The following is a 24,189-nucleotide window of genomic DNA, read 5'->3' as shown; positions in this document are numbered from 1 at the left end:
CTCGCTAATCCGCTTAGACCAACCCTCAAGTAAAATTTTCTACTCCGACGGGCGTTATGACCACTTAATTCAAATGCTCACTATGCAGCCAGTTGATCAGTTCTATCGCTGGCATAGGCTTAGCAAACAAATAGCCTTGGATCAGATAACACTGGCGGCTACTGAAGAATGCCAGTTGTTGTTCTGTTTCTACGCCTTCGGCAACACAACTCATACCTAAACTGCCAGCCATAGACAAAATGGCTTCGATAATGGTTTCGTCATCCGGATCTATGCCGATATCTTTAACAAAACTACGGTCAATTTTAATGGCGTCTATGGGTAATTCTTTTAAATATTTTAACGATGAATACCCTGTACCAAAATCATCCAGTGCGAGCTGAATACCCAGTTCGTTCAGTGCCAGCATAGTAGTAATGGCTTTTGCGTGGTCCCGCATCAGGGCGCTTTCTGTGACTTCGTAGCGAAGGCATGAAGCGGGTAGCTGATATTTTTGCAGTAACTTAGCAGTATGTTCAGCCAATGACAGTTGTTCCAGATGGCTAGTGGATAAATTCACCGACAAATACAGATCTAAACCTGCATTACGCCATTGCTGTAAGTCAGCCAAAGCACGTTCCAGCAGTGATAACGTCATAGGAATAATGAGGCGTAAATCTTCAGCCATAGGAATAAATTCTGTTGGCGGTATTAGGGTATTTTTATGACACCAGCGCATTAAGACTTCCACACCTATGACGGATTGACTGCGGCAGTCAACTATAGGCTGGTAATAGTTAATGAATTCTCCATCTTTAAAGGCTTGCCTTAACTGGGTTTCTTTGGCCAGTTGCATCTGGGCTTTTTCGTTCATTTCGGCAATAAAAAACTGGAAGTTATTACGGCCTAAATCTTTTGCATAATACATGGCAACGTCTGCATGTTTTAATAAGGCATTGGCGTCTGTCGCATCATCCGGATACACAGCTATACCTATACTGGGCGATACGCTGACGACATGAGTACCCAATTGCATTGGCTCGCCAATAGATTGCAGCATCTTGCGGGCTACATGGCTGATATTGTCGTCGTTCTTGTAGCTTTCCAGTAACACCACAAATTCGTCGCCACCTAAACGCGCTATGGTATCGGTTTCTCTTAACGTCGAGCGCAAACGTCTGGCGACTTCCTGTAGTAACTGATCGCCAACGTCATGGCCTAAAGAGTCGTTGACTTGTTTAAATTTGTCGAGATCAATAAAACATAAGGCCAAAGATTTTTTGGCGCGTTTTGCTTGGTCTATGCCATGTTGAATACGGTCCATCAGCAAGGTGCGATTAGGTAAACCTGTCAGCGAGTCGTAACTGGCCAGATAACGTAATTCTTCCTCTGCCACTTTTTGCGCTGTGATGTCAGTAAACACCAAAACAAAAAACTCTACTTTATCCACATCACCAATAGCGCTGATGTTAATCAGGGCAGGGCGCTCTTTACCATCTGGTGTATGCACCAGCTCTTCACCTTGCCAGTGCTGGTTTACTGTTAAACCCCTTAACAAAGAGGTGTAAAAACGGCGGCGCTGCAGGCTGATGCCCAGATGGTGAGTTTTAGGGCTAACCAGATACTTGTCGACAGAGCCAAATACGTCAGTAAAAGACTGGTTAGCAGCTATCACTCTTTGGCTTGCATCTAAAATCACTACCCAATCCCGGGTTTGCTGGAAAGCTTCACCAAAAAGCCTGGCTTTTTCCTGGTTTGCTCTGGTTTCGGTAATGTTGCTGAAGGTACCAATAACCCGTTCTGGCTGTCCTTCATCATCCACTTCAGCCACTTTACCTATGTCACGGAACCAAAGCCATTTGCCATTTTTATGTTGCATGCGGTAGGTGTGATCAAAGGTTTTATCCGGCGTTTGCATCAGTTTTAGCCAAGCTTGCTGATACGCGTCTTTATCTTCCGGGTGCACTAAGGATAAATGTTGGCTCATCGCCAGCGGGTTGAGAGCTTCCTGATACCCCAGCATGCTGTAAATACGGGACGCAAACATAATGTTTTTACGGGCATGCCATTCCCAGGCGCCACTGTCGATGGAATCCAGCGCTTGTTTTAAACGCTGCTCACTGGCTGTAACTTTGGCATGGGCCAGTTTGAGCATGCGTTGTTGCTTCTGCCGGGTGCGCAGGTAAAACAACATAATGATCAAAGACACTGTGGCATACAGCATGTAAGCCCAGTGACTTAACCAAGGAGCAGGCTCGACGAATAGACGCAAAGTTGCTACTTCGCTCTCCAGCCCGGTCACAGGGGATACCGCCACAACATTAAATTGGTAATGCCCTGGTGTGAGCTGAGGAAACATCACTGAACTGGAGCTTTGTTCGGGGAAAACCAAACGCTGCGGGCCGTCCAGCCAATACCTGTAGCGCATTTTTCCACTGTCGCGAAAATTCAGGCTGGAATAACTGATGGTTAAGCCCTGACTGTTGTAGGGCAAGCTAAAAGACTGTCCAGATAAATCTGTCAGTGGACTCTCAATAGGGGAGGACAATAAATCCAGTTGTGTAATAACAATACGAGGTTTACGCCGAGGTTCAGTCAACTGAGCCGGCGACAACAGGTTCACTCCCCGAATGGAGCCAAAAGCGACTTCGCCATTGCTTAAGGTCTTACTGCTCTGGCTAATAAATTCATTGCTGGATAAACCATCATTTTTACTGAACTGTTCTATATGCAGAGTATCGACATTTAACGAGGACACGCCATGTAAGCTGGAGAACCAGATGTGCCCCATTAAATCGCTATTTACCGCATAGACTGAATTTGTATGTAGTTTGTTTTTACTATGAAAATGATGCTTCAATGTCATGGTTGTCACATCAAAAGCCAGTAAACCAATGTCTGCAGCGCTGAACCACAGAGTATTGTTTTTATCCACAGTCATCTGGTCTGCAAAACGCATGCGAAAAGTTGGGCTGAAGTCTGCTTCATACAGCAGCTTTAACTCTGTTGTTTTCTCATTGTAGGCCCAAAGCTTTTCATAAGCGGATAACACCAGCCAGTCAGGTTGGCCTGGCCATTGGCCTAAAATAGCGAGGATCTCAGCCGCAGGTAATTTTTCATTCAGAGCAGTAAGTTCTTCTATTTGCCCCGTTATCGGGTTATAGAGGTAAAAACTCTCTCTGGTTAACAGATAAAAAGGATGCTGCTGATTGAGCCAACTGCCGGGTCTTGCTTTGCTAAGTACAGACCTATAATGCGGCTGTGCAACTGGCGGTAACTGTAGCTCTTTGTTTTGGTCGGAGAAGTAGTTCAAACCGCTGGAAGATAAAAACCAAAGGTCGCCCGCTTGGTCCATTGATAAATTCATTATGGTACTGCTGTGCCACACAGCTTTAGGATCAGGGTTAACCAGATAATGCTGAACCTGTTGTGTTTTCAAATTTAATAAATTCAAGCCATTGCGGCTGCCGAGCCACAGCTCCTCTCTACTTTTTTCGGCAATGGCGGTAATTTTGTCATTACTCAAGGCCTCAGGCCCGGTGCGACTGAAGTTGCGAATGGCTTTGCTGCGAGGATGCCAATAATAAGCGCCATCAAAGCGACTACCCAGCCAGTACCCCCCCTGACCATCCTCTTCTAACGCTATGATGTTGTCGTCAGACAAATTAAAGTTACTGTCGCTGAATTTCAGTACCGACTCAGTTTTGCCCAGCTCTGGCCTATACCTCAGCAGACCACGTTCTGTCGCTACTAATAAATCATCAGACTGGATTTTAATTTGCCAGACATTGGGCTCAGCCATTAATACTTTGCTCTGAGGCCTTTGCCCCGTTGCTAAGAATTGTTGGATTGCTGACAATTCCAGTTGATACAAGCCTTCGACTGTACCTACAAGCAGAGATTGATGCTGAATTTTTAGGGCTTTGACATGGCGCTGGTATTCCAGGGATGGCCCCGAAGGTAAATGAGGCACAAGTTTGAGCTGTTGGCTGGATTTGTCATAGATCACTAAACCATGACTGGTACCAAGCAGTACCCAATCTTTTGTATTGAGCAGCACTCGAATGTTAGCTACCTCTAACTCTACGTCAGCAAGCTGAGCTAACGGGAGCAACTCACTGGTCTCTGTGTTATAGCTGAACAGCTCAGTTCTGGTACTCAGCAGCAACTGTTGATCGTCTGATGGTATTAAATTGATAAAGCGGTTTTGTAGTGTCACTGCACCAGGTAAGGATTTATGCAGAATAAGTTGATTTTTAATAGGATCAAATAGATACAAACCCGAACGTGGCGCCAAAGCCCAGACATGTTGTTTTGTGTCTATCAGCAGTTTAGTAAAGCTCAGGCTTTGTAGCTGAGAGGAATCTGCGCCAATTTGCAGGTTTTTATAGCCATCATAGCGGTTTAACCCAGCATCAGTGGCAATCCATAAGAAACCCTGACGGTCAAGCAGCAAGTCATTGACTGAGCCTTGGGATAGGTTTTGGTCAGGGGTTAATGGCTGCAACAGCGGTGCAGCTGTTACAACTTGGCAAAAGCAACAAAGCAGCAACAGACAGCAAACATAGCGCAATAAGGCTAAAACAGGCAAAACTATTCCTCTGAAGATATGATTATTATTGTTATTAATGCAGTGCTGGTGGCATAAGTTTAAGAAAATACAGTGAATGGCCTTACAAAGTCCAGCATAGTCCCAAAGAAATTTACAAAAACACAGAGCAAGTTAATAGATCAGCAACAGGCTTTGTAACAAGATGAAAATAAACACCAGAAAAGCGCAATAAAGCTGGAATTGTCGGTTTAGTTTCAGTGACTTAAGTAGGTCACTTACCTCAGGTAAACGAGTGGGGCCAAGCCGTTGGCGCTGATATTTTTGTTGTTGATAAATAACGGGACCTGCCAGATTCACCTCTAAAGCCGAAGCCAGGACGCCCAAAATAAGCCATTGGGGCAGACAAAGTTTTAACTGGGTCGCCTGCTGCCATTGCCTGAATGCACCTGTTAGATTGGTCAATAAGGCCAGTAAAAGTGCAGTGAGCAAGCAGGCAGGAAAACTGGCCCACTGGGTCAGCAAAGCTGCGGGGCGGCCAAAATAGCGGAAGTTGTCTTGTTTGTCATTCCACTGTTGGTTACATAACAGCAGTAAACGATAAGCCACAGCAGCCAGTCCTCCTCCTATCAGAAACCAGAAACTGACGCCTATCCATTGTTTAGCAGTACGAAGCCATAGCATTTCGATGGTGGCTTTACATAAGCCTGTACTGCTTAAACCTTGGGTTTGGCGTAACACCAGAGGTTGTAACAGATCTTTGGCTCTGCTGTTTTGTTGTTGACTGACTGCCAGGGTTATTTTGTGACTTTGTTTGCGGTAATACACAAAATCCAGACAAAAATACAGTAACAGCCCATCCAGCACCAAAGGCCAATCGGATAACCAGTACAAAGGGGCAAGCAAGCCGAGCGTAGGCAACATGACTAAGGCTAAAGCTAAACTGCCAGAAATTAGCTGCTGACTGCTGGCTCTGTTTGGATCAGGATGAACTTTTGCGGCCAGTTGTTTGGCAAAAATGCGGAAAAAGGTTAAAGGTTGATAATCCTGCGGCAATAACAACTGGCTGCCAAGCAACCAAATGCTTAGCATTACCAGTGGATAAGCCGAAAGATCGTCCAGCCAATACAGCATTTAGCTTAACTGAACCGTTTTCAGATTTTTCAGCAGTTCCAGCACCATGGCAGAACTGTTTTTCGAGGCGATTTCTAAATAAGCTTCAAAAGAGGTTGGCGACTCTTTGCCTGCGATATCACTTAAGCTGCGGATCACCACAAATGGAGTATTAAGCTGATAACAAGCCTGAGCTATGGCTGCGCCTTCCATTTCTACAGCCAGCATGGTTGGGAATTGTGCACGGGTTTGAGCAATACGCTCAGGCTGGCACATAAACACATCACCAGTGGTGATTAAGCCTTTTTTCGTTTTGCAAAAACCTAAGGTAGTGATGCTTTGCTCAGCTGCGCTAATAAGCGCCGGATGGGCGGTAAAAGCTGCTGGCATGCGGGGCACCTGACCCATTTCATAACCAAAAGCTGTCACATCTACATCGTGATGTCGTACTTCAGATGAAATTACCACATCGCCTACATTTAATTCCGGGTCAAAACCACCGGCTGAACCTGTATTGATCACGCAGTCTGGTTTGAACTGGCTAATCATTAATGTGGTGGCAACTGCAGAAGCTACTTTACCTATGCCTGATTGCACTAACACGACTTCAGTGTCGGCCAGACGACCCCGATAAAATTCATAGTCGGCCAGTTTGACACTGGTCATATCGCTTAACTGAGCTTTTAAAATTGCAATCTCCGGCTCCATAGCGCCGATAATACCCACAAGTTGCATCTGCCGATCCTCAAAATAATAAAGGGTAGATGATACCATCCGCCCTTTATTAATTACACCCGAACAATAGGCGCGCGGAGATAAACCACCGCCCCCACATCATTAGATTGATTTATGAATAGCTAGGGTTTTGGCTTGCTGATTATTGGTCAGGGTTCCGGCCTGGTAATCACGAATGGCTTGCTCTATTTCCTCTGGCTTGTTCATCACAAAGGGACCGTATTGCACTACCGGCTCTTTTATCGGCTTGGCTGCTAACAGGATAAAACGCGCTTTATCTTTTGCAGATACCTTAACCTTGTCGCCATCTGTCAGAACAGCACCGTGATGATTGGCCACTTTTAAACCTTCAACAAACACCTCGCCTTCAAAAGGATAAACATAAGCGTTATGACCAGCTGTGACCGGAAAGGTCAGGCTTTGTCCTGCATCTAATTGCACGTCCAGATACAAAGGTTCGGTCGATAAGCCAAAAATAGGGCCACGAATCATTTTGCCATTCAGCACTGTCTCACCGGCCAGCACTTTGACAAAACTATCAGCTGTTAATTGTTCCAGTGGGATATCCGCCGCCGGAATATCCACGTAAGCGGCTTCTTTCATTTTTTCGGCTGCAGGCAGATTAATCCATAGCTGGAAACCTCGCATCAGGCCAGATTCCTGCTGTGGCATTTCAGAGTGAATAATACCGCGGCCTGCAGTCATCCATTGCAAACCACCACTGGTTAAATGGCCTTGATTGCCAAGATGATCTTCGTGCAACATATGACCATCAAGCATATATGTGACGGTTTCAAAACCACGGTGTGGATGGGCGGGAAAACCAGCAATATAGTCATCGGCTTTGTCTGAGCCAAAAGCGTCCAGCATTAAAAACGGGTCCAATCGCACAGCCTGACTTTGGCCCAGACTACGTTTAATTTTTACGCCAGCGCCATCAGAGGCCTGCATGGCTGGGATCAGTTGTTTTAAAGTACGGGCTGTCATGTTCGCTTCACCTATTCAGTGGTTGTTGATAGGTCTATTAAAACAGCTCTTTAATCGAAGCAATAGCGGATAGTTTTGTTATCACTGTTCGAAAAAATTGAATATTCCTCAGTCGCTAGGTGGGATTTATTGATGCGGGCGACCCTAAAGGTCGCCCCTACGGGTCATGGAAATAAGGCCAGGGTCTGCGCTGTGTTTTGTTCATGTTTTAGCAGCCAGTCTTTGCGCTCTAAGCCACCTGCGTAGCCAGTTAAGGTGCCGTTGGCTCCTATTACTCTGTGGCAGGGCACAATAATGGTCAGAGGGTTACGGCCATTGGCTGCACCTACGGCCCTTACTGCTTTTGGGTTATTCAGTGCATGGGCAATATCACTGTAGCTACGCAGCTGTGCAAAAGGGATTTTGCTCAGTTGTCGCCATACTGCTTGTTGAAATTCAGTGCCAATGGCGGCTAAGGGCAAATCAAATTGCTGCAAGGTGCCGTTAAAATAGGCATCAAACTGAGCTTTGCAGTCCAGTAACAACATATCATTGCTGTGATCCGGTATTTCTGTCGCATCGCGAAATAAAACAGACTCAATGCCCTTGGCATTGGCAGTAACAACCAAGGCTCCCAAAGGAGTAGAAAATTGCAGTTGTTTCATTTGATCACCTCAGTTACGGCAGGGCGGGATAAGCTAAACCACAGTTGAAAGGTGGCGTAACTGCGCCAGGGCGCCAGTTGCTCTGGTGTGAGTTCACCATGGCGTTTTAAGGCTTTTTGCACACCTAAATCACCACCTAACCAGATATCCGGATCGGCAAGGCCACGCATTTTGCTGTATGCCACAGTCCATGGCCCTATGCCTTTGAGTTTTAACCAGTCATCCGGCGTACTTTGAGGTTCAGCTATCACTGTCGCGGCCAGTTGTTTTAAGGTATCACGCCGTGCTTGTGGCACTTTAAGCATCAGCAATTCGTTTTGAGTGATGGCTTCAGGAGTCGGAAACAGCTTTTTCTCCGGATCTTCAGCTAATGGTTCCGCTAATGCTGTCAGTAACCTATTGAGCTGAGTACGAGCGCCTTGCACACTGACTTGCTGACCTAAAATAGCTCGTATAGCCGCTTCAAAAGGACTCCATAAACCTGGCAGCCGTAAACCTGGTTCCAGAAAGTCGCCAAATACAGGTGCAAGCTGCTGTTCTATTTGTGACATATTGGCATCTAAATCGGCCAGTTGGCGAATACGTTGCAGCACAGAGGCCAGTTCCTGCTGGCTCGGCCAATGCAGTTTTAACAACATAACTCCTTCTTTTATGGGACTTAATTCAAACCAGCCATGCACTATGCCTTGAGGTGTGGGCCAGCTAAAAGTTCTGCCATAAGCATCACCTTTCACCCATTCCATGCCATCCAGAGTACGCTGACGCCAAAAATCCAGCTGAGCTTGCCAGTTTAAAGGTGGCCTATAACTAAGTTGTAATTCAATCACTGAAGAGTGTCCTGTCATTTTTTTACGGCGGATTTGGCTGGGGTTTAACAGCAACTGCTGCTTAAAGGCATCGTTAAAACGCCTGATGCTGTGAAACCCGGATAACGCGGCGATCTGATGCACCGGCAATTGGCTTTGATGCAACAGCTGTTTGGCTAACAGTACTTGTTGATATAGCGCATATTGTTTGGGAGCAACCCCTAAATGCTGCTGAAACAGCTTACGTAAATAACGTTCACTCATACCAAGGCGCGAGGCTAAAGCGGCCTGATCGCCATGCACCAAAGCTCCTTCAGCTATCAGCTTTAAGGCTCGCCTGACACTGGTTTCCACCCCCAACCAGGCCGGAGACTGTGGCGCACTGTCGGGTCTGCAACGTAAACAAGGCCGATAACCAGCCGCCGCGGCCGCTGCTGCGCAGGAAAAATAACTCACCTGATGTTCAGCCGGAGACTTTGCCGGGCAAATAGTACGGCAATAAATACCAGTGCTTTTCACCGCAATAAAAAACAGACCATCAAAACGACTGTCGCGCGATAAACGAGCTTGTTGGCAAACCAAAGGATCCAGCATCACGGAGGCTCATCAGTAAAAACTAAACTGAGTGTACCTTGATAGCGATAAAAAAGCTGGCCGGATCCGGTACTGAAACAGCAACTGTTTTTACAGCAAATGCGAGGTGTCAGCCGCAATTTGAACTCAGGAGTCTATAGTTAAAGGATAGCTCAGCACAGCTTTGACTTGTGCTATCAGACATGAATCTGAGGAAATGCTGGATGGAACAACACTTTAATGCCCTACAAGAAAGTAGTTCAGGCAACGAAATCTTGCTATTCGCTGCTGATGTTGAAGTTGCAGAGCAAGAGCAAGCCTGCTGGACAGTACTGATAGTTGATGACGAGCCGGAAATCCATCAAATCACCTTAATGGCGCTGAGCGATTTTAGTTTTTTACAGCACAAACTGCAGTTTATTAGTGCTTTCAGTGCTGCTGAGGCTCAGGATATTTTACGTCAAAACAATAATATAGCCCTGATCTTACTGGACGTAGTGATGGAAACTGATGACGCAGGGCTGATGCTGGTGCGTTATATTCGTGAGCAGTTACATAACCAATTGGTGCGTATTATTTTGCGTACAGGCCAACCAGGTCAGGCGCCCGAGCATCGGATAATACTGGATTATGATATCAATGATTACCGCTCTAAAACTGAACTGACAGTACAGCGTCTGACCACCAGCCTGGTGTCTGCATTAAGAGCCTATATTGCTATAGAGCAATTGGCACAGCTGAATGAAAATCTCGAACAGCAAGTACAAGCCAGAACACAACAATTAGAGTCGACTAATCAGCAATTACAGCAGTCTCTCGCCGAACTGGAAGCGGGAGTCAGAGCGGGTAAGACGGTGCAATTTAAATTGTTACCAGCACCAAGTTTACATTGTGCTGAATATCAGTTTTGCCATGCCTTGTATCCATCTGAATATATGAGTGGCGATTTTGTTGACTACTTTGCGGTCGATGAGCACAAGGTGGCGTTTTATATCGCCGATGTGTCAGGCCACGGTGTGGCATCCGCTTTTGTCACAGTGTATCTGAAACGTTTTATCGGCGCTAAACTCGAGTCTTATCAGCGGGGGGGCTGTAGCCGTCTCATTGATCCCGCTGCTATTTTGGCTGAGTTAAACAAAGAGTTACTGAAAGAAAACATTGGCAAATACATAGCGCTGTTTTATGCGGTGCTGGACACCCGGACTGCAGAAATAACCTATGCCAATGCCGGAGCTTTTCCCTGGCCTCTGCTGGTGCAGCAACAGCATGGTAGCTATCTGGAGTTAAAAAGTACCCCTGTGGGTATGTTTGACTTTGCCAGCTATAAGAATCAACGCTTGTTGATGCAGGAAAACAGCAGCTTAGTGTTGTGGTCCGACGGTGTATTAGATGTATTGCCACAACAAAACACAGAGCAAAAACTGCAGCATTTATTGCAGGCTAGTGCAGAGCAAAACGACATCGCCGCTTTGCTGAAGGCTTTAGCCATAGATCCAACTCAGCCTTTGCCCGACGATTTAACTATACTGAAGCTAACCCGCCACCCACGCAAGTAAAGGGCAAGCTATGACAACTCCACAAGATCAAATTCTGTTCGCCTGCGTTGAACATTGCTGTTTTTTCAAATTGCGTGGTGAGCTGCGTTATACCAATGCCACCGGCATGGACGATCTGGTTGAACGGCTGTTTTCTGCAAAATTGCAGTGTAACCAACTGGTGGTGGATTTAAACCAAGCCAGTTTTATGGACAGCACTTACATTGGTTTGCTGGCCAGTCTGGCGCGCTATTGTCAGCAGCAAGATTTACCAAAACCTACTTTGTTTTCCACTCAGCCCCAGGTTAATGAACTGCTGTTTAGCCTTTGCCTGGATCAGGCTTTTGATATAGTGCAGCAGAGTACAGATGAAGAGTTCGATATGAGCAGCGTTCAAGCACAGCCTTATAGCGATCAGCAAAAAGGCCTGATGATCCTGCATGCACACGAAGCACTGATCGCATTGAATGAGAAAAACAGAAGTGAGTTTCAGTCGGTGGTGGATGTATTAAAACAGCAGTTAGGTTGAACAGTGCAGCCTGTGTATCTCTGACTATACTCATAGCGTTTTTTTCACTTCAAATAAACGACTTATAAGGAGAAGGCTATGTCCGACGTTCAGGCGGTTCCACCAGGCTACTCTGCAGTATTGCCTTATCTGGTGATCAAAAATGCGGCGGCGGCACTGGATTTTTATCAGAAAGCTTTTGGTGCCGAAACCATAATGCGGATGAATATGCCGTCCGGTGCTGTAATGCATGCCGAAATGCGTATAGGCGCTGCAGTATTTATGCTCAGTGAGCAGAGTGATGAGTGGGGCACAAAAAGCCCGGATATGCTGGGTGCCAGCCCTGTGACTTTGATGATCTACGTACCTGATGTGGATGCTTTTGTAGAGCGCGCAGCAGCGGCTGGAGCCACTTTGACCATGCCGGTATCGGACCAATTCTGGGGCGATCGTAGTGGTTGTCTGCAAGACCCTTTTGGCCATCTGTGGATGATTTCTACTCACGTAGAAGATGTATCTGAAGAAGAAATGGCAAAACGCTCTGCACAGATGTTTGGGTAGCTTTGTGCTTGCAGCCGCAGCGACAAGGCTTAGGTAGAATGGCTTGTAGGTTGTACTTGCCGCGAAGCGGCAGTACAGCAACGAATTCATGAGGACTGCTTGTTTGTTAAAAGAGTTTCGCTTTTGGCGGGACTAGGCGAACAAAGGCAGCAGGTGTCGTACTTTGTTAGTTGCAGGTGTTAATTAAGTTGATACTTTTGCTCTTTTTCGAAAAAGGCTAATCCAAAAAAAAGCTTCGAAAGCAAAACCTAAAATTATAAATGCAAATACACCCGTTGAATCGCCATAACTGTATGAGCTAATAGCTGCAATAATGAGTACAGCAAGAATTAAGAACCTATACATTTTATTCACAGTGTGCCCCTTATAGTCTGATACCAACTCAAAGACTCAGAGTCGAATTTTACCTATTGTCTCGTTGCCTAAATGAGAGCTCTATGAGCTGTTTTGCTTTTATTTCCGTCAAACGCACTGAAATTAAATCAACAAATCATTCTGAGACAAGGGGTAAAACCTTGCATAGAATTTCTTTGTTTCAAAGGCAATCCGTCCTCAATTCAAACGTCTTTTTACCTTCATTATAATTTCTACTCATATCAAGCTAGCTCTGATGTACCCTTATTTCAATAAATTTTTCTAAAATCTCTAAATTTATGTCAGACAAATTTGCGGGGGGATTACCAGGCTAAATGACAAAAAAAGCAAAAGCGGACTTCATGCACAGCCTGTCCGCTTGATCTGGTGAAGGTTGCAAGGCCGTAGGCCCCGAATACCGCAGCTTGTTAGCTGCCCACTTTGCTTACCACTAGTGTCAGTTTTTTATCGCCAATTTCCATGGACGCTTCTTTATCGTAGGCGAGGATAAATGACGGCTTTATAGTGTCACTACCAAAGGTAACAGCAGTAGCAACACCGACAGTTTGATCCTGCTTTGGTGTGATAGTTAAGTTGTAGCTAAAGTCATCACCTAGAATAAAGGATGCCGTTTTGTCCGCCTCTACGATCAGCATGGGGGCTGCAACTAACTCACCATTCTTAAAAAAAGAAGTCGAAACCTGATAGGTCTCAGCGGCAAAACAGACCACAGAGGCTAATAAAGAGGCGACTAATAAACTTACCTTAATTTTCATTTTAATATCCTTATGTACTATGAAGGGGAAAGCAGCTGACTTTTTAGCGCCTTATCTGATGTTCACAACAGATAAATGTCTGTGAAACGATAGGGCGCTCTTTCGTTGTCCATCTGATACTAATGGCATTTTTACATTTAGGGAGCAACTGGCCTTCAGATTAATTACGGGCCAGTTGTAACAGTCTGTTGTATTGTTGTTGATTAATGCCGTAACGCTTCAATGGAATAATCTCTGCTTGATCGGTGTTTTTTAAACTTAGCTTTAATAATTTGGAGTCAGGGGATAACTCAAAACAGCTGATGTCTTTCCAGCTATAGCGCTTCATACCTGATACCGGATCACCAAATTGAATACCTTGCTCACTGGCAACAAAAATGCGCTGTGGTCTGATCCCGACTTGTATTGAAAGCACCAAAGCTATAGCTGGCCCCATTACGATCATTGCGACCAGTTTTCCTGCATTGCTATTCCCTGAACTAAGAACATCGGAGATGTAGTGGAAGCCAATAAAGGTTGCTGTCCACAGGGCGATATTCAATAGGATGATTTTCAGCGCTTTTATACCTGCACTTTGGCTTAGTTCCCGCAGTTCAAATTCCATTTTTTATAACTTTCCATAGGCTTAGGCTATGAAAATACACTACATAGGTGCAGAACCAAGGTCAATTTCTGAGACAAGCTTTGTTTCTGCCTCTCACACTTTCAAATCAATCTGTTGCAATAAACCTACGTTTTTATCCTCGGTGATAAAAATGGAGCTGCGCTCCAGCCGGCCTTGTACTTCGTTTTTGTGCCTTAAGCTAAAAGGAGTGGCTATTGAGTCAAGGCTTAGAGCGACCACCCCCATATCTTTCATGCTATACAAGCCTTTCTCTTCAGGGCGCCATAACCATAAATTTTGCCAAATTGGATCCTGTTTATCGATCAGGCCGTTTTGGTCTTGATCAAAAGCAGCCAGTTCAGCAAAACCTTCACCTGTAGTGGGGCCAAACAATTCGCTGCCAGAATCCACCACGCCATTGGCATTGCTGTCTTTAGCCAGATAATACTGGCCTTGTGCCAGTTGCTGAATATGTTTGGCATTGTCGGTCAGCTGAAAAGCTGTAGTTTGGCCTGTCAGCTCGACAGGTCGGCCGTTAAAGCTCATCACCAGCGGGTCTTTCATCGGTTGCTCAGTGCGTTCGCTAAAGCTGAATTCTTCGTAGCTCATGGCAAATTGCATCGACCAGCTAAAACTACTGCCATCCTCCAGCGCTACTGAACCTGAAAAAGCAGCGCTTACAGCTTCATAACTATAGGACCATTCACGGATAGTCACAGCGCCTTGATTCAGATTTTCGGCTTGGGCTGGTGTGTCGCTGCGTGCTGAGCCATTGAATGCACGATTTAATTCTGCTGGGTCTGCCCAGCCTTTTAGCTCTTCGCCTGTTAATTGTTCCAGTAAACGTTTTATGGTACTTATGGAATACACTGCATTAAACAAGCGGTTTTCAGATTTGGTATCATCCACCTCTGTGGTTGGTGAGGCGGCAGTTTTTGATGCAACAGTATTTTCTGCAGAAATACCATTAGCCAAAGGTAACACAGCAGTAGGGGTTAAACTTCTGTTATCCTTTGTTACAGTTGAGCTGTCATTTCGATCTGGACTCGCACTGCGGCCTGAATACAATAACTGCTGACTGCTGGAGATCTGTTGTTGCTTGATGTTGAGGATTTGCACTTGAGTTCACCTCTGACTTTAGCTTAACGACTGTATCGACCAGGATTGTATAAACTTTAATCAGGGACTTAATAATGTTAGAAAGTTTTTTCCGCCAGTTGACTACAGATCCAGACAGCATTAGTTTTCAACAAAGTATAGAGTTGATTGAGAGTCTCTATGACTTTACTGAAACCGCCTTTGAAAATGGCGATAAGCACAATGCCGCTGGCGAAAATAATGGTTCCTGCAAGATTTTAGCTTTTGCTTTGTTACACCGTTTGTCAGAACCTCAAGCCTTGCAGATGTTTGGTGACTTTTATCGCAAAGATGTGTTGTCCAGTTCTACCGGAACCGACCACGCCAATATCAGACAGTTTATGCAACATGGTTGGGACGGTATCTCTTTCAGTGGCGAAGCGTTGAAGCCAAAATCAGTTTCAACTCTTTAGGCGTGGGGCAGTTTGCAGATTCGATTTAAGGTCGCATGAATTTTTTGTGGGGTAAAAGGTTTCGCCATAAAGCCACTGGCCCCACCTTCGACGCTCCGCTTTAAATTTTCTACCGTGCTGTGTGCCGACATAATCACCACATGGCAGTTAGGTTCTATGGCTTTGATGCGGGTCAACAACTCGTGGCCATTGCTGTCTGGTAATTCAATATCCAAAAAAATAATATCAGGATGCTGAGTGCTTACCGCCATTAAAGCTTGTTGCCCTGTGCTGGCTTCTGCTACTTTTTCTGCGCCCATAATGCGCAAGTTTTGATTCAGGAAGTAACGAACAGAGCTGACATCGTCGACGATCAGGATAGAGGATTGGTCTATAGTCATGCGCAACATCCTTGCTTGGTGCATTCATTGTTGTTAAGCATGTCGTGATTAAATTAAAAGCGCAATACGTAAAAGATATTTTCCTAATAAAACCAGTTCAGCAGAGTAACAGAAATAAAGCCGAAACCATGGCTGATGAAAAATGCAGCGAAAAAGCCAAGCCAGAATGCTGTAAACAAAAAAGCGACTGGTGTGTTTGTGCTAAACCAGTCGCCTTGCTGTTTTTTTATCTAAGGTCAGAACAGAACATCAGCTGTTGTTACTCTCTGTTTTGGCTCTGCTTCTGTAACTCTTGCAGCAAACTCTGCCATGGCACCAGTTTCATATTCTGGCCCTCTTCCGGCATCCGGTTGCGGCCGTCCTGCACTATTAAAGCACCTTGCTCAAAACCCGGGCCTAAAGAGCGGGTTGTGACTTCAAGACCATCAGTTTCAGAAGCACCATCTATGGCCAAGTGAGGATTTGTGGTCACTCTGAATCTCAGCCGTTCAGTGTAAGGTGGGGTTGCATCATAAATCACATAGCTGTCATTGCCCTGACTGGACACCACCAGATAGCTGGCTCCATTGTGTTCAGCCAGCGCTATGCCTTCGACGTCATCGACCAGACGTTTGCCATCTACCAGGATGATTTTCTCACCTTTGCTGTTCGCTTCTGCACCTGCTGCAAAACGCCATACAGCTTCGTCTTCTTCGCCAACAAATAAAACACCACGCTTGTCATCGGCAACACAGCCTTCAGGCTGGCTTGGCACCTGTAAAGAGCGCACCAGACTGCCCTGCCACTGTGCGCCATCGCTGTCGATGCGGTACTGCTCAATTAAGCCAGATTTATCATTCACAAAAACATAAGGGGTGCCAGTTTTGGCATCCTGGTACATGCACAGGCCATAAATTTCTTGCATTGAGGTTGGCACTTTGCCGGCATTGTGCAACTTTCCTTGCGGATCAATAGCAAAAAGTTGCAGGCTGTTGTCATCGCGTAAACTGGCTGCGGCGATGTCATGTGGTTTGCCTTGCCAGCTCAAGTTGTAACGTACATCCACATTATTTAAACGTCCAACGGCCAGTTGTTGCACTCGCTTGCCTTGCATGCTGTACACATCAAGGCCTGCGCGTTTGTCGGTGCCGAGGATCAGGCTCAGCTCTGGTTGGGAAGGATGATGCCATACGGCAGGGTCATCCATCACATCTCCCCTTTGGCTGGCCGCTTCGGTTTGCAAAGTGGGTTGTACCTGCACCATAGCCGGTTTTGTGGCTAGCACACTAGTCATGGTTTCCTGCAGTGTCAGACCTTGCACCTCAGCCGCATCCTCATTGCTGATATAGGCTGTTGTGCTGCTGCCTTGCACTCTGACCGATAAGCCACTGGCGGCACTAAAGGCCGGAACCATGTTTTGGCTTATCACTTCACCTTTGCTGCTGATATGCAGCAGTCTGGCCGGTTCTTCTTCCAGCGCCAGCAGGCTGCTGTCTGGCAGCACTTGCAATGCCATAATTTCGCCTTGCAGCTGACCAAATGGCTGATTAACCTGAACTAAATTGCGGCCTTCATCTGCTTCAGGCTCTGCCTGGTAAGACCAGACAGCTCTGTCAGCTTCAGAGATATAAAGTGCGGCAGTGTGCTGATCTACAGCACAAGCTTTGCTGTCATAAGGTACATTCAGCTCACGTATCACCACTGGCTCTGCCAGCCACTCTTGCTGCTGTTGCAGCAATAATTGGTCAGCACCACCGCGGCCCCCGAGTAAAAATAAGCTCAATTGCTGATTTTCGTGGCTCTGATAAAAACACAGGTCTTCCACCACTCTGCTGCTGATCAGTTGCTGTCTTATCAGCACTAATGGCTTTTGTTCTTTAGGTGAAAAACGCCATAAGTACAAGCTATTGTCGTTGCTGTCCATTGCAGCGACCAGCAGGCTGTCTGCTGAAAGTGGCTGTAGGGTCAGACGGTTAAAGCTGCCACCGTAGCTGCTGTGTTGAGCCTCGCCCTGATTGATTTGTAAACCCTGAGCATTGGTGAAGAGCTGATATTCAGCACCTGCAACCGCTACCTGATGGTAATGGCTGGCTTTGATGTTCAGCGCTGTAGACGCAGAAGCAGAAGTTGCTACTTGCTGCTGGGCTATATCCGGCTGACAGGCACTCAGGACAGTGCTCAGCGCCAGAGTGATGAGGCTGAGTTTAAAAAAATGCGTAGTCGATATCATGTTGTTTTCCCTACTTACCAGTTGGTGATTTGCAGACCCAGCACAAAGGTGCGGCCATATTGCTCATACTGGAAGTTATAAGGCTTGCGCCCTGTGTAAGCGTAATAAGGTTCATCATTGACGTTGACGACATTAAAGTACAATTGCATACCTGGCTGTACTGTCCATTTGCTGGTGAAATCAATCTGCATATGGTCGTCAGCGTGCACATCGTAGGCACTGTCAGTGACATCACCCACTTCAGCCAGATAATCAGATTTGTAGTTTGCTGCCAGGCGCAGGCTCACAACGTTGGTTTCATAACCCAGGCTGAGGTTGGCTGTTTTATCGGACTGGCTGGGTAAGGCCACTTCACGACTGAATAAAGTACCATCATCAAACCATTCGATGTCGGCGGCTGAGTCCGTCAGCGTCAGGTTGGTTGACAGCAGCAGGTTGTCCAGCCAGTTGCCAAAACCTGAAACTTTATGCACAGCATTCAGTTCGATACCATATAAATCTGCTTTACCGCCGTTGACATAGGTTTCTGCCACAGCAAAATCAGCATATTCACCCCGGCCAGCTAGGTCGGCTTCGTAGATGAAATTATCAATTTGTTTGTAAAACAACATGGCAGACAATACACCCAGTTGATCGGCGTAGTGCTCAATACCCAGGTCAAAATTGTTGGAGGTCAGGGCTTCTAATTCAGGGTTTCCAAAAGCTGCTTCCAGCTCGTCGTCGTCCTCTTCCAGTAAAAAGGCGGGTGACAGTTGCTCAAAGTTCGGTCTTACCAAACCTGTGCTGAACGCAGCGCGCACTATACTTTGCTCGGACAGGTTATAACGCGCCACTACGGCCGGCAACCAGTAACCTTCTGAGTTTTTTACCTGGTTGGTACTGAAGCTTTCGTTGATGGCGTCATAACGGCTACCGAGAGCATCGCGTTTTTCATGTTCATAGCGTACACCTGTGATCAGCTGCCAGTTGTCGCGTTCCCACTGTGCCATCAAATAGGCCGCGCTGATATCTTCGTCCACCTGATAGTCATTAATTTGTGATTCAACTTCATCCACAAAATCATCGCGGTTCAGGCTGTTCACTAACTGATAGATGTCGTTGCTATTGATGGCTTGACCCATAGTGCCCAGACCATAATCTACCTGTCCGTTTGAGTAATCGGCCATGCTCAGTGCACTAACGCCTGAGTCTTCAAAATCTTCAAACAACCAGATGTCTTCATCTGCAGTTTTTTCACGCTGGCTGAATTTAGCGCCGCTTTTGACGATCATGCTGCCCTGGCTTTGAGTAAATTCGCGACTCAGGTCAAATTTGACATTACGCTCGGTCTCTTTGGCATAGGTGTCGCCCATTTCCACTTCTTTTAACTCATAGCCATCGGCCAAATAAGCTTCTGCTGGCGCTGTTAGTCGTAAAATATTGCTGCCGCTGTAGCCTACACCCTGGTCAAATTCCTGCTCAAAGTCGGCAGCGCTAACATTAAATGGCGTATCTTCATCAGCTTTGCTGGCACCGGCTTCCAGTTGCCATTCCCAGTGGCCTGAAGTTTGTTTAGTACCCAATACAAAAGCACTGATACTCTGGGTTTCTTCCCGTTGTTTTAACGAACGGATCAGCGCAGCTTCACCTGTATCACCGGCTAAAAGTGGGTCAGCCAGTTCAACAACCATACCCTGACGTTCTTCTGTATCGCTAAAACGGCTATACAGAGTGCGCAGGTAGTAGTCGTTGTTGTTGCCTGGTCTGTAGTCCAGATTCAGTGCCACACCCAGACGCTCCCGGCTGATGCTATAGTCCCGTAATTCAAATTCTTCCAGGCCTTCATCAAAATCCCAGTTACCACCTGTTTCAACGTTTTCAGAGCCAAACTTACGTTCAGCAAAACTGGCAGCCAAAGCCACACCCAAGACATCAGTCTCGCCACCTAAATCCATAATCTTGCTGATCACACCAGACACTTTAGGGCTGGTTTTGCTCTGTAACTCGTTGTGACCTGCTTCTACAGTGGCTGAATAAAAGTCGTCGCTGCGGTCAAAAGCAGATAAACTTTTGATTTCCACTGTACCGCCCAAAGAGCCTGCAGGCATATCCGGAGTCAGGGTTTTATTCACTTCCACCGACTCAAGTAAGTCAGAAGGAATAACGTCCAAAGCGACAGCTCGGCGACCTGCTTCAGGCGCTGCCAGTTGAGTGCCGTTGTAAGTCACCGCATTGTAGTCTGGCGCCAAACCCCGTACCCGCACAAAACGACCTTCGCCCTGATCCCGTTCTACAGATAAACCTGCCAGACGTTGCAGGGCTTCACTGACGTTACTATCCGGGAACTGACCCATTTCATCTGTACTTGCCACTGTCACAATGCCATTGGCATTACGTTGGCGGTTTAATGCTTTGCTGATAGCACCAGACTGACCGACCACTTCGATATGCTCAACAGAATCGCTGGCTGAAAGCAGTTTGATATCACCCAGACGCTGAGGAGTGTCCGCAACCAGCAGTACCCTTTTTTCTGGAGCTGCGCCCAGGTAATTGATCAGCAGAGTATAGGTACCGGAAGGCAATTGGTTGAAATGAAAGCTGCCGTCTGCACCTGTAGTGCGGCGAAGTTTTAATTCCGGGATACTGACTTCAGCGCCAGTCAGCAGACTATTACGGTTATCCGTGATCCGGCCTTGTACATCGGCATCGGCCAGCAGGGCCAGAGATAATGTGCTACAAGCCAGTGTTACGGCGCAGGCCAACAGGTTTGGGCGATAGTTAAGTTTCATGTGTGCTCTCAGTGTGCTTATTAAAACTGTGAGCCAGTGTGCCGTTGCTCTGTGACAAAACACCGCTTCTGAACCTGTTTGCGTGAGCGCTGCTGACCCGGGTCTTTAGCGCTCAGACTGCTGTAGTCTTGGCTGTGCTTTGTCATGTAATTGTCATGAGTCAACCGCAAAATGCTGTTTATTTGCCTGGACTTGAATATGATGTGGCGCCAACATCGCTATAAATTACTGTGCAGCCTGCTGCTTTTGCTCAGCGCTTTTCTGCTGGCACTTTATTGTGGTAATGCCAAACAAAGCTATGAATTTGACTGGGTAGACGTGCTGGGCGAAGGTACGACCTTACTAGTTGCTTGTGGCTGGCTGGGACTGATTATCAGCAGTCGTCCGGCAGGAAGGGTGACAGAATGGTTGTATTACGGCAGCTTATTGCTGGTGTATTCGTACTTTCTGGATTTATTGGACGAGTTTATTCAATACCCGGATGCGGTTCGGTTAATGGGCTGGCTGGAATCACTGCCTGCTCCTATTGGCATGCTGGTACTTACTTATGGCTTGATAGGCTGGCACAGAGAGCAGCGGGCTATTAACAGACAACTGCGTGGACGAGAGCTATTTTTACGCAACCACGAATTGATTGACCCGTTAACACAGCTGTATGGCGCTGAGTATTTAATGGCGGTGTTGCAAAGGGAGATTGAATTGCATCAGAGCCAACGTCAGCCATTAAGCTTGTTAGTACTGGATATTCAAAACTTTGCTGATTTTAACCGACGTTACGGCATAGCTGCAGGCGATCATTACCTGAGCCAGTTGAGTGAGTTGCTGCTAAGTCAGTTGCGCCACAGTGATGTGGTTTGTCGTTACAGCGGAGATTGTTTTGTCGCAATTTTACCCGGTACAACTGAAGCTGCAGCTCAGATCATTGCTCAGCATCTGCAACAGCAGGTGCAACAACTCAAGGATGCAGAAGGAAGGCCGGAGCTGACTATGGCCGCTGTGCAAGTAAACCAGCACTCTTCCTCTGCTGCGCTTCAAGCCGTGCTTTCGATGCTGGCCGCTGCTAAACAGAGCACTGACTTCAGATTGCAGCCTGTCTGATGCCAACACGCCATTTTGATTCTCACGACAAAATTCTGTTGCTGCAACATGGCAGCACAGAGTTGCTGGCTTTGGCCCAACGTCGTGGAGTTGAACTGCATAAGCTGTTAAGTGGCACTAGTATTTTTGAGCAGGACTTACAAAGGCCGCATGGACGGCTACACCACGCAGATTGGCTGAAACTGCTGCAGAATTGCCAGCATCAACTAAAAAGCCCAGAGCTGCCTTTTTTACTGGGCAGCGCTATGCTGAACAGCCGTTATATCGCAGTTTGTCAAAGTTTGCAGTTCGCAAAAAACCTGAAACAAGCGCTCTGTCATTTGTATTACTTCCGTCATCAGTTGTTTCCAGGTTTTTATGTCAGGCTGAGCCAGCAAAATGAGCACCTCATTATTGAGTTCAAAGCTGCTGTTGATTTAGGGCCGCAACATGCCTTTATGCTGACTATTTTATGCTCCTTGCTGCTTAACCTGATCAAGCAGCAATTGGGTTCTTTGGCTGGAGTTCGTCTTCAGGTTCAGCATAGTTGTAGCCAGCATCAGTTGTGGGGCTGTGATTTGGCTATCCTTCAGCCATGCGATAGTTTATCTATTCCGCTTGACCTGCTGCAGAAGAAGTTTGCTGATGCAGAGCCTGTGCAATTTAAAGCAGCCCGACGAACTTGCCGTCAGTTAAATCATGTGTTGATTAAGCAACGAGGTGTGCTGGAAAGCATTTGCCGATTACAGCAGCGCGCTCTGCCACTGTTACTAAGTCAGGAGCAGGTGGCTGCTGCTTTAGGTCTAAGCCACAGCACTCTTAAACGTGTACTCAGCCGGCATGACACTAATTTTGCCCGTTTAATAGATGAAGTGCGTCGTGACGCTGCCCGCAATTTATTGCAACAAGGCCAATATTCAAACCGCCAACTTGCCCTGAAGCTGGGCTACTCAGATGAACACAACTTTCGTCGTGCCTTTAAACGCTGGACAGGATTAATCCCCAGCAGTTTTAAAGGTATGTTCCATTTTAATTAACCGGCAACTTTTGACAGGATTATCTATGAAAACCAGTTTCAGCCTTTTTGTACCTTTGCTACTCAGCGTGTTGCTCAGCGCATGCTCTCCGGCAGACTTACCAACAGAGACGAAACAATCAAGCCCACAGGCGCAAGTCGAATCTGCTATGGCACCTGCAGTGGCTACAACACCAGCAGAAGCTGGCTCTGTAGTGCTGGCTTTTGCTGTATTGGGTGATGCCGAACCTAAACCTGAGCCTCAGTTTCCAAATTTGGCTGCAGCAGTCGCCGATGTAAATCAGCTGACAGAAGCTCTGAAGCTGAGTTTTGTGGTTGGGGTGGGTGACATAGCGCACAAGGGCACTCAAATCCAGTATGAAAACGCAACACCAGTACTACAACAACTGAAACTGCCGTTTTATCCTATTATGGGTAATGAAGAGCACGGCAGCACAGTAGAGCGTTTTATGCAGTATGCCAATCTGTGGAATCAGGGCAAAGTGACCATTGACTCACCCAGTTATGTGCTGGAGTATGATGAGGTCGCTCTGGTTTTTGCGTCACCAGATCATGGCCGTGATTTTAATGATCAAGGCATCAGCTGGATCCTTGGCGAATTAAAGCGCTTAAGTAATAAATCAGTGCTGTTAGTTGTACATGGTGCTCAGGCAGGTGTTTATCCTGAAAATGCAGAAAAAGGTATTCATCATGCTGGTTTTGCAGAAGTGATAGCTCAGCCCAATCTGGTCGCTGTCATCTCAGGTGATTTGCATATGGATATGGACAGAACAGAGCATTCAAAGCAGCTAGGTCAGGTGCAATATTTACATATTCCAGCACTGGAGCGCACCAAAATTCCTGATGAGACCAAACATACCCCTATGTTCAGAGTATTCAGCCTGAATGACAAAGGCATCATACAGGTCGACACTTACCAGACGGGCGTTGCGACACCGCTGCCCCAACATAGTTACAGTTTCAGCATAAAGCGCGCGTCCTAATGCTGTTAACTGCTAAAACCTGACCTTGTCAGGGCAGTCTGAGATATAAATAAAAAGGCCAGAGCTTTGTGAAATCACTTAGCTCCGGCCTTTGCACACTTCCTGCAGATCAAAAACATAAAAAACTAAATTTACCCTTGGTCTAAATCAGCGTTTAAAGCTTAGTTCGTTTTAGCTTTTTGCGCAATAATGCCTGTCATTTGTGGTGGTAACTGCAGTTAACTACTGTCGATGATAATGGCGTTTTTGCTTGTTTTGCTTTTTATGATAGTGCCGATCTTGATCATAATGCCGCTCTTCAACTACAACTACTGTGGGTCTTGGCTCTACTACCAGAGCAGTGCCATAATAGCCTGCTGGTTCAACCCAGACCGTGGGGCCACGCACCACACAACCTGTTAATGTTAGTAAAACTGCGATACTGCTGGTCAGAAACAATGCTTTTTTCATCATGGGCTCCCT

Annotated in this window: 20 protein-coding genes; 7 read left to right on the top strand and 13 right to left on the bottom strand. The window is 46.5% G+C overall.

The features are described 5' to 3' along the window. Window positions 1-64: 64 nt before the first annotated feature. From EMM73_RS12740 to EMM73_RS12715, 6 genes are all read right to left on the bottom strand, one after another. Window positions 65-4,486: an EAL domain-containing protein gene (locus EMM73_RS12740; protein ID WP_315851045.1), complete on the bottom strand. Its 4,422-nt coding sequence runs from the start codon at window positions 4,484-4,486 to the stop codon at window positions 65-67. Window positions 4,487-4,702: 216 nt separating this feature from the next. After that, window positions 4,703-5,662, bottom strand: coding sequence for a cobalamin biosynthesis protein CobD/CbiB (locus EMM73_RS12735; RefSeq protein ID WP_127686837.1), 960 nt, complete (start codon window positions 5,660-5,662; stop codon window positions 4,703-4,705). Next, window positions 5,663-6,376, bottom strand: a complete 714-nt coding sequence (gene mtnN, locus EMM73_RS12730) for a 5'-methylthioadenosine/S-adenosylhomocysteine nucleosidase (protein WP_127686835.1) — start codon at window positions 6,374-6,376, stop codon at window positions 5,663-5,665. A gap of 102 nt (window positions 6,377-6,478) precedes the next feature. Continuing rightward, window positions 6,479-7,363 carry a pirin family protein gene (locus EMM73_RS12725; RefSeq protein WP_127686833.1) on the bottom strand — a complete coding sequence of 295 codons (885 nt, stop codon included), beginning with the start codon at window positions 7,361-7,363 and terminating at the stop codon, window positions 6,479-6,481. A gap of 164 nt (window positions 7,364-7,527) precedes the next feature. Beyond that, the gene (locus tag EMM73_RS12720; protein ID WP_127686831.1) at window positions 7,528-8,007 is read right to left on the bottom strand and encodes a methylated-DNA--[protein]-cysteine S-methyltransferase; all 480 of its coding nucleotides are present in this window, start codon (window positions 8,005-8,007) and stop codon (window positions 7,528-7,530) included. Further along, window positions 8,004-9,407 (bottom strand): AlkA N-terminal domain-containing protein, encoded by a 1,404-nt coding sequence (locus tag EMM73_RS12715; RefSeq protein WP_127686829.1) that lies wholly within the window; start codon window positions 9,405-9,407, stop codon window positions 8,004-8,006. Before EMM73_RS12715 ends, EMM73_RS12720 begins: the two co-directional genes overlap by 4 nt. 203 nt (window positions 9,408-9,610) lie before the next feature. On the opposite strand from EMM73_RS12715, the gene EMM73_RS12710 reads away from it, so the two are divergent. From EMM73_RS12710 to EMM73_RS12700, 3 genes are all read left to right on the top strand, one after another. Next, window positions 9,611-10,942 (top strand): PP2C family protein-serine/threonine phosphatase, encoded by a 1,332-nt coding sequence (locus EMM73_RS12710; protein WP_127686827.1) that lies wholly within the window; start codon window positions 9,611-9,613, stop codon window positions 10,940-10,942. Between the two features lie 10 nt (window positions 10,943-10,952). Beyond that, window positions 10,953-11,450, top strand: a complete 498-nt coding sequence (locus EMM73_RS12705; RefSeq protein WP_127686825.1) for an STAS domain-containing protein — start codon at window positions 10,953-10,955, stop codon at window positions 11,448-11,450. Window positions 11,451-11,528: 78 nt separating this feature from the next. Next, entirely contained in the window at window positions 11,529-11,990 is a 462-nt protein-coding gene (locus EMM73_RS12700; RefSeq protein ID WP_127686823.1) for a VOC family protein, read from the top strand. A gap of 782 nt (window positions 11,991-12,772) precedes the next feature. Here EMM73_RS12700 and EMM73_RS12695 read toward each other — a convergent pair. The 3 genes from EMM73_RS12695 to EMM73_RS12685 all read right to left on the bottom strand — a co-directional run bounded on the left by EMM73_RS12695 (window position 12,773) and on the right by EMM73_RS12685 (window position 14,843). Continuing rightward, window positions 12,773-13,120, bottom strand: coding sequence for a hypothetical protein (locus EMM73_RS12695; protein WP_127686821.1), 348 nt, complete (start codon window positions 13,118-13,120; stop codon window positions 12,773-12,775). Between the two features lie 160 nt (window positions 13,121-13,280). Beyond that, window positions 13,281-13,724: a hypothetical protein gene (locus tag EMM73_RS12690; RefSeq protein WP_127686819.1), complete on the bottom strand. Its 444-nt coding sequence runs from the start codon at window positions 13,722-13,724 to the stop codon at window positions 13,281-13,283. A gap of 93 nt (window positions 13,725-13,817) precedes the next feature. After that, window positions 13,818-14,843: a hypothetical protein gene (locus EMM73_RS12685; RefSeq protein WP_127686818.1), complete on the bottom strand. Its 1,026-nt coding sequence runs from the start codon at window positions 14,841-14,843 to the stop codon at window positions 13,818-13,820. 74 nt (window positions 14,844-14,917) lie between these two features. On the opposite strand from EMM73_RS12685, the gene EMM73_RS12680 reads away from it, so the two are divergent. After that, window positions 14,918-15,274, top strand: coding sequence for a HopJ type III effector protein (locus EMM73_RS12680; protein ID WP_127686816.1), 357 nt, complete (start codon window positions 14,918-14,920; stop codon window positions 15,272-15,274). On the opposite strand, the gene EMM73_RS12675 is transcribed toward EMM73_RS12680, so the two are convergent. The 3 genes from EMM73_RS12675 to EMM73_RS12665 form a co-directional block, all read right to left on the bottom strand. Continuing rightward, window positions 15,271-15,654 (bottom strand): response regulator, encoded by a 384-nt coding sequence (locus tag EMM73_RS12675; RefSeq protein ID WP_127686814.1) that lies wholly within the window; start codon window positions 15,652-15,654, stop codon window positions 15,271-15,273. The two genes, EMM73_RS12680 and EMM73_RS12675, sit on opposite strands and share 4 nt — an antisense overlap. Window positions 15,655-15,913: 259 nt before the next feature. Further along, window positions 15,914-17,863 (bottom strand): phytase, encoded by a 1,950-nt coding sequence (locus EMM73_RS12670; RefSeq protein ID WP_127686812.1) that lies wholly within the window; start codon window positions 17,861-17,863, stop codon window positions 15,914-15,916. Between the two features lie 14 nt (window positions 17,864-17,877). Then, window positions 17,878-20,631 (bottom strand): TonB-dependent receptor, encoded by a 2,754-nt coding sequence (locus EMM73_RS12665; protein ID WP_127686810.1) that lies wholly within the window; start codon window positions 20,629-20,631, stop codon window positions 17,878-17,880. Window positions 20,632-20,829: 198 nt separating this feature from the next. Between EMM73_RS12665 and EMM73_RS12660 the strand changes: the two genes are divergently transcribed. The 3 genes from EMM73_RS12660 to EMM73_RS12650 are packed head-to-tail and all read left to right on the top strand — an operon-like array spanning window position 20,830 to window position 23,727. Beyond that, entirely contained in the window at window positions 20,830-21,729 is a 900-nt protein-coding gene (locus EMM73_RS12660) for a GGDEF domain-containing protein (protein WP_127686808.1), read from the top strand. Then, the gene (locus EMM73_RS12655) at window positions 21,729-22,745 is read left to right on the top strand and encodes a helix-turn-helix domain-containing protein (protein WP_127686807.1); all 1,017 of its coding nucleotides are present in this window, start codon (window positions 21,729-21,731) and stop codon (window positions 22,743-22,745) included. Before EMM73_RS12660 ends, EMM73_RS12655 begins: the two co-directional genes overlap by 1 nt. A gap of 25 nt (window positions 22,746-22,770) precedes the next feature. Then, window positions 22,771-23,727, top strand: a complete 957-nt coding sequence (locus EMM73_RS12650; RefSeq protein WP_127686805.1) for a metallophosphoesterase family protein — start codon at window positions 22,771-22,773, stop codon at window positions 23,725-23,727. 222 nt (window positions 23,728-23,949) lie between these two features. On the opposite strand, the gene EMM73_RS12645 is transcribed toward EMM73_RS12650, so the two are convergent. Next, a complete protein-coding gene (locus EMM73_RS12645; RefSeq protein WP_127686804.1) occupies window positions 23,950-24,177 on the bottom strand; it encodes a lipoprotein in 228 nt (75 codons plus the stop codon). Window positions 24,178-24,189 lie beyond the last annotated feature (12 nt).

The organism is Rheinheimera sediminis, from assembly GCF_004005375.1.
In the GTDB taxonomy this organism is placed as follows: Bacteria; Pseudomonadota; Gammaproteobacteria; order Enterobacterales; family Alteromonadaceae; genus Pararheinheimera.
The sequence above is the reverse complement of the archived record's forward strand: the minus strand, read 5'-3'. Positions and strand labels throughout refer to the sequence as shown.

Coding starts and splice junctions, on each gene's coding strand:
- EMM73_RS12735 (WP_127686837.1), bottom strand. CDS start 5,662: ATGCTGTATTGGCTGGACGATCTTTCGGCTTATCCACTGGTAATGCTA.
- mtnN (WP_127686835.1), bottom strand. CDS start 6,376: ATGCAACTTGTGGGTATTATCGGCGCTATGGAGCCGGAGATTGCAATT.
- EMM73_RS12725 (WP_127686833.1), bottom strand. CDS start 7,363: ATGACAGCCCGTACTTTAAAACAACTGATCCCAGCCATGCAGGCCTCT.
- EMM73_RS12720 (WP_127686831.1), bottom strand. CDS start 8,007: ATGAAACAACTGCAATTTTCTACTCCTTTGGGAGCCTTGGTTGTTACT.
- EMM73_RS12715 (WP_127686829.1), bottom strand. CDS start 9,407: ATGCTGGATCCTTTGGTTTGCCAACAAGCTCGTTTATCGCGCGACAGT.
- EMM73_RS12710 (WP_127686827.1), top strand. CDS start 9,611: ATGGAACAACACTTTAATGCCCTACAAGAAAGTAGTTCAGGCAACGAA.
- EMM73_RS12705 (WP_127686825.1), top strand. CDS start 10,953: ATGACAACTCCACAAGATCAAATTCTGTTCGCCTGCGTTGAACATTGC.
- EMM73_RS12700 (WP_127686823.1), top strand. CDS start 11,529: ATGTCCGACGTTCAGGCGGTTCCACCAGGCTACTCTGCAGTATTGCCT.
- EMM73_RS12695 (WP_127686821.1), bottom strand. CDS start 13,120: ATGAAAATTAAGGTAAGTTTATTAGTCGCCTCTTTATTAGCCTCTGTG.
- EMM73_RS12690 (WP_127686819.1), bottom strand. CDS start 13,724: ATGGAATTTGAACTGCGGGAACTAAGCCAAAGTGCAGGTATAAAAGCG.
- EMM73_RS12680 (WP_127686816.1), top strand. CDS start 14,918: ATGTTAGAAAGTTTTTTCCGCCAGTTGACTACAGATCCAGACAGCATT.
- EMM73_RS12675 (WP_127686814.1), bottom strand. CDS start 15,654: ATGACTATAGACCAATCCTCTATCCTGATCGTCGACGATGTCAGCTCT.
- EMM73_RS12670 (WP_127686812.1), bottom strand. CDS start 17,863: ATGATATCGACTACGCATTTTTTTAAACTCAGCCTCATCACTCTGGCG.
- EMM73_RS12665 (WP_127686810.1), bottom strand. CDS start 20,631: ATGAAACTTAACTATCGCCCAAACCTGTTGGCCTGCGCCGTAACACTG.
- EMM73_RS12660 (WP_127686808.1), top strand. CDS start 20,830: ATGATGTGGCGCCAACATCGCTATAAATTACTGTGCAGCCTGCTGCTT.
- EMM73_RS12655 (WP_127686807.1), top strand. CDS start 21,729: ATGCCAACACGCCATTTTGATTCTCACGACAAAATTCTGTTGCTGCAA.
- EMM73_RS12650 (WP_127686805.1), top strand. CDS start 22,771: ATGAAAACCAGTTTCAGCCTTTTTGTACCTTTGCTACTCAGCGTGTTG.
- EMM73_RS12645 (WP_127686804.1), bottom strand. CDS start 24,177: ATGAAAAAAGCATTGTTTCTGACCAGCAGTATCGCAGTTTTACTAACA.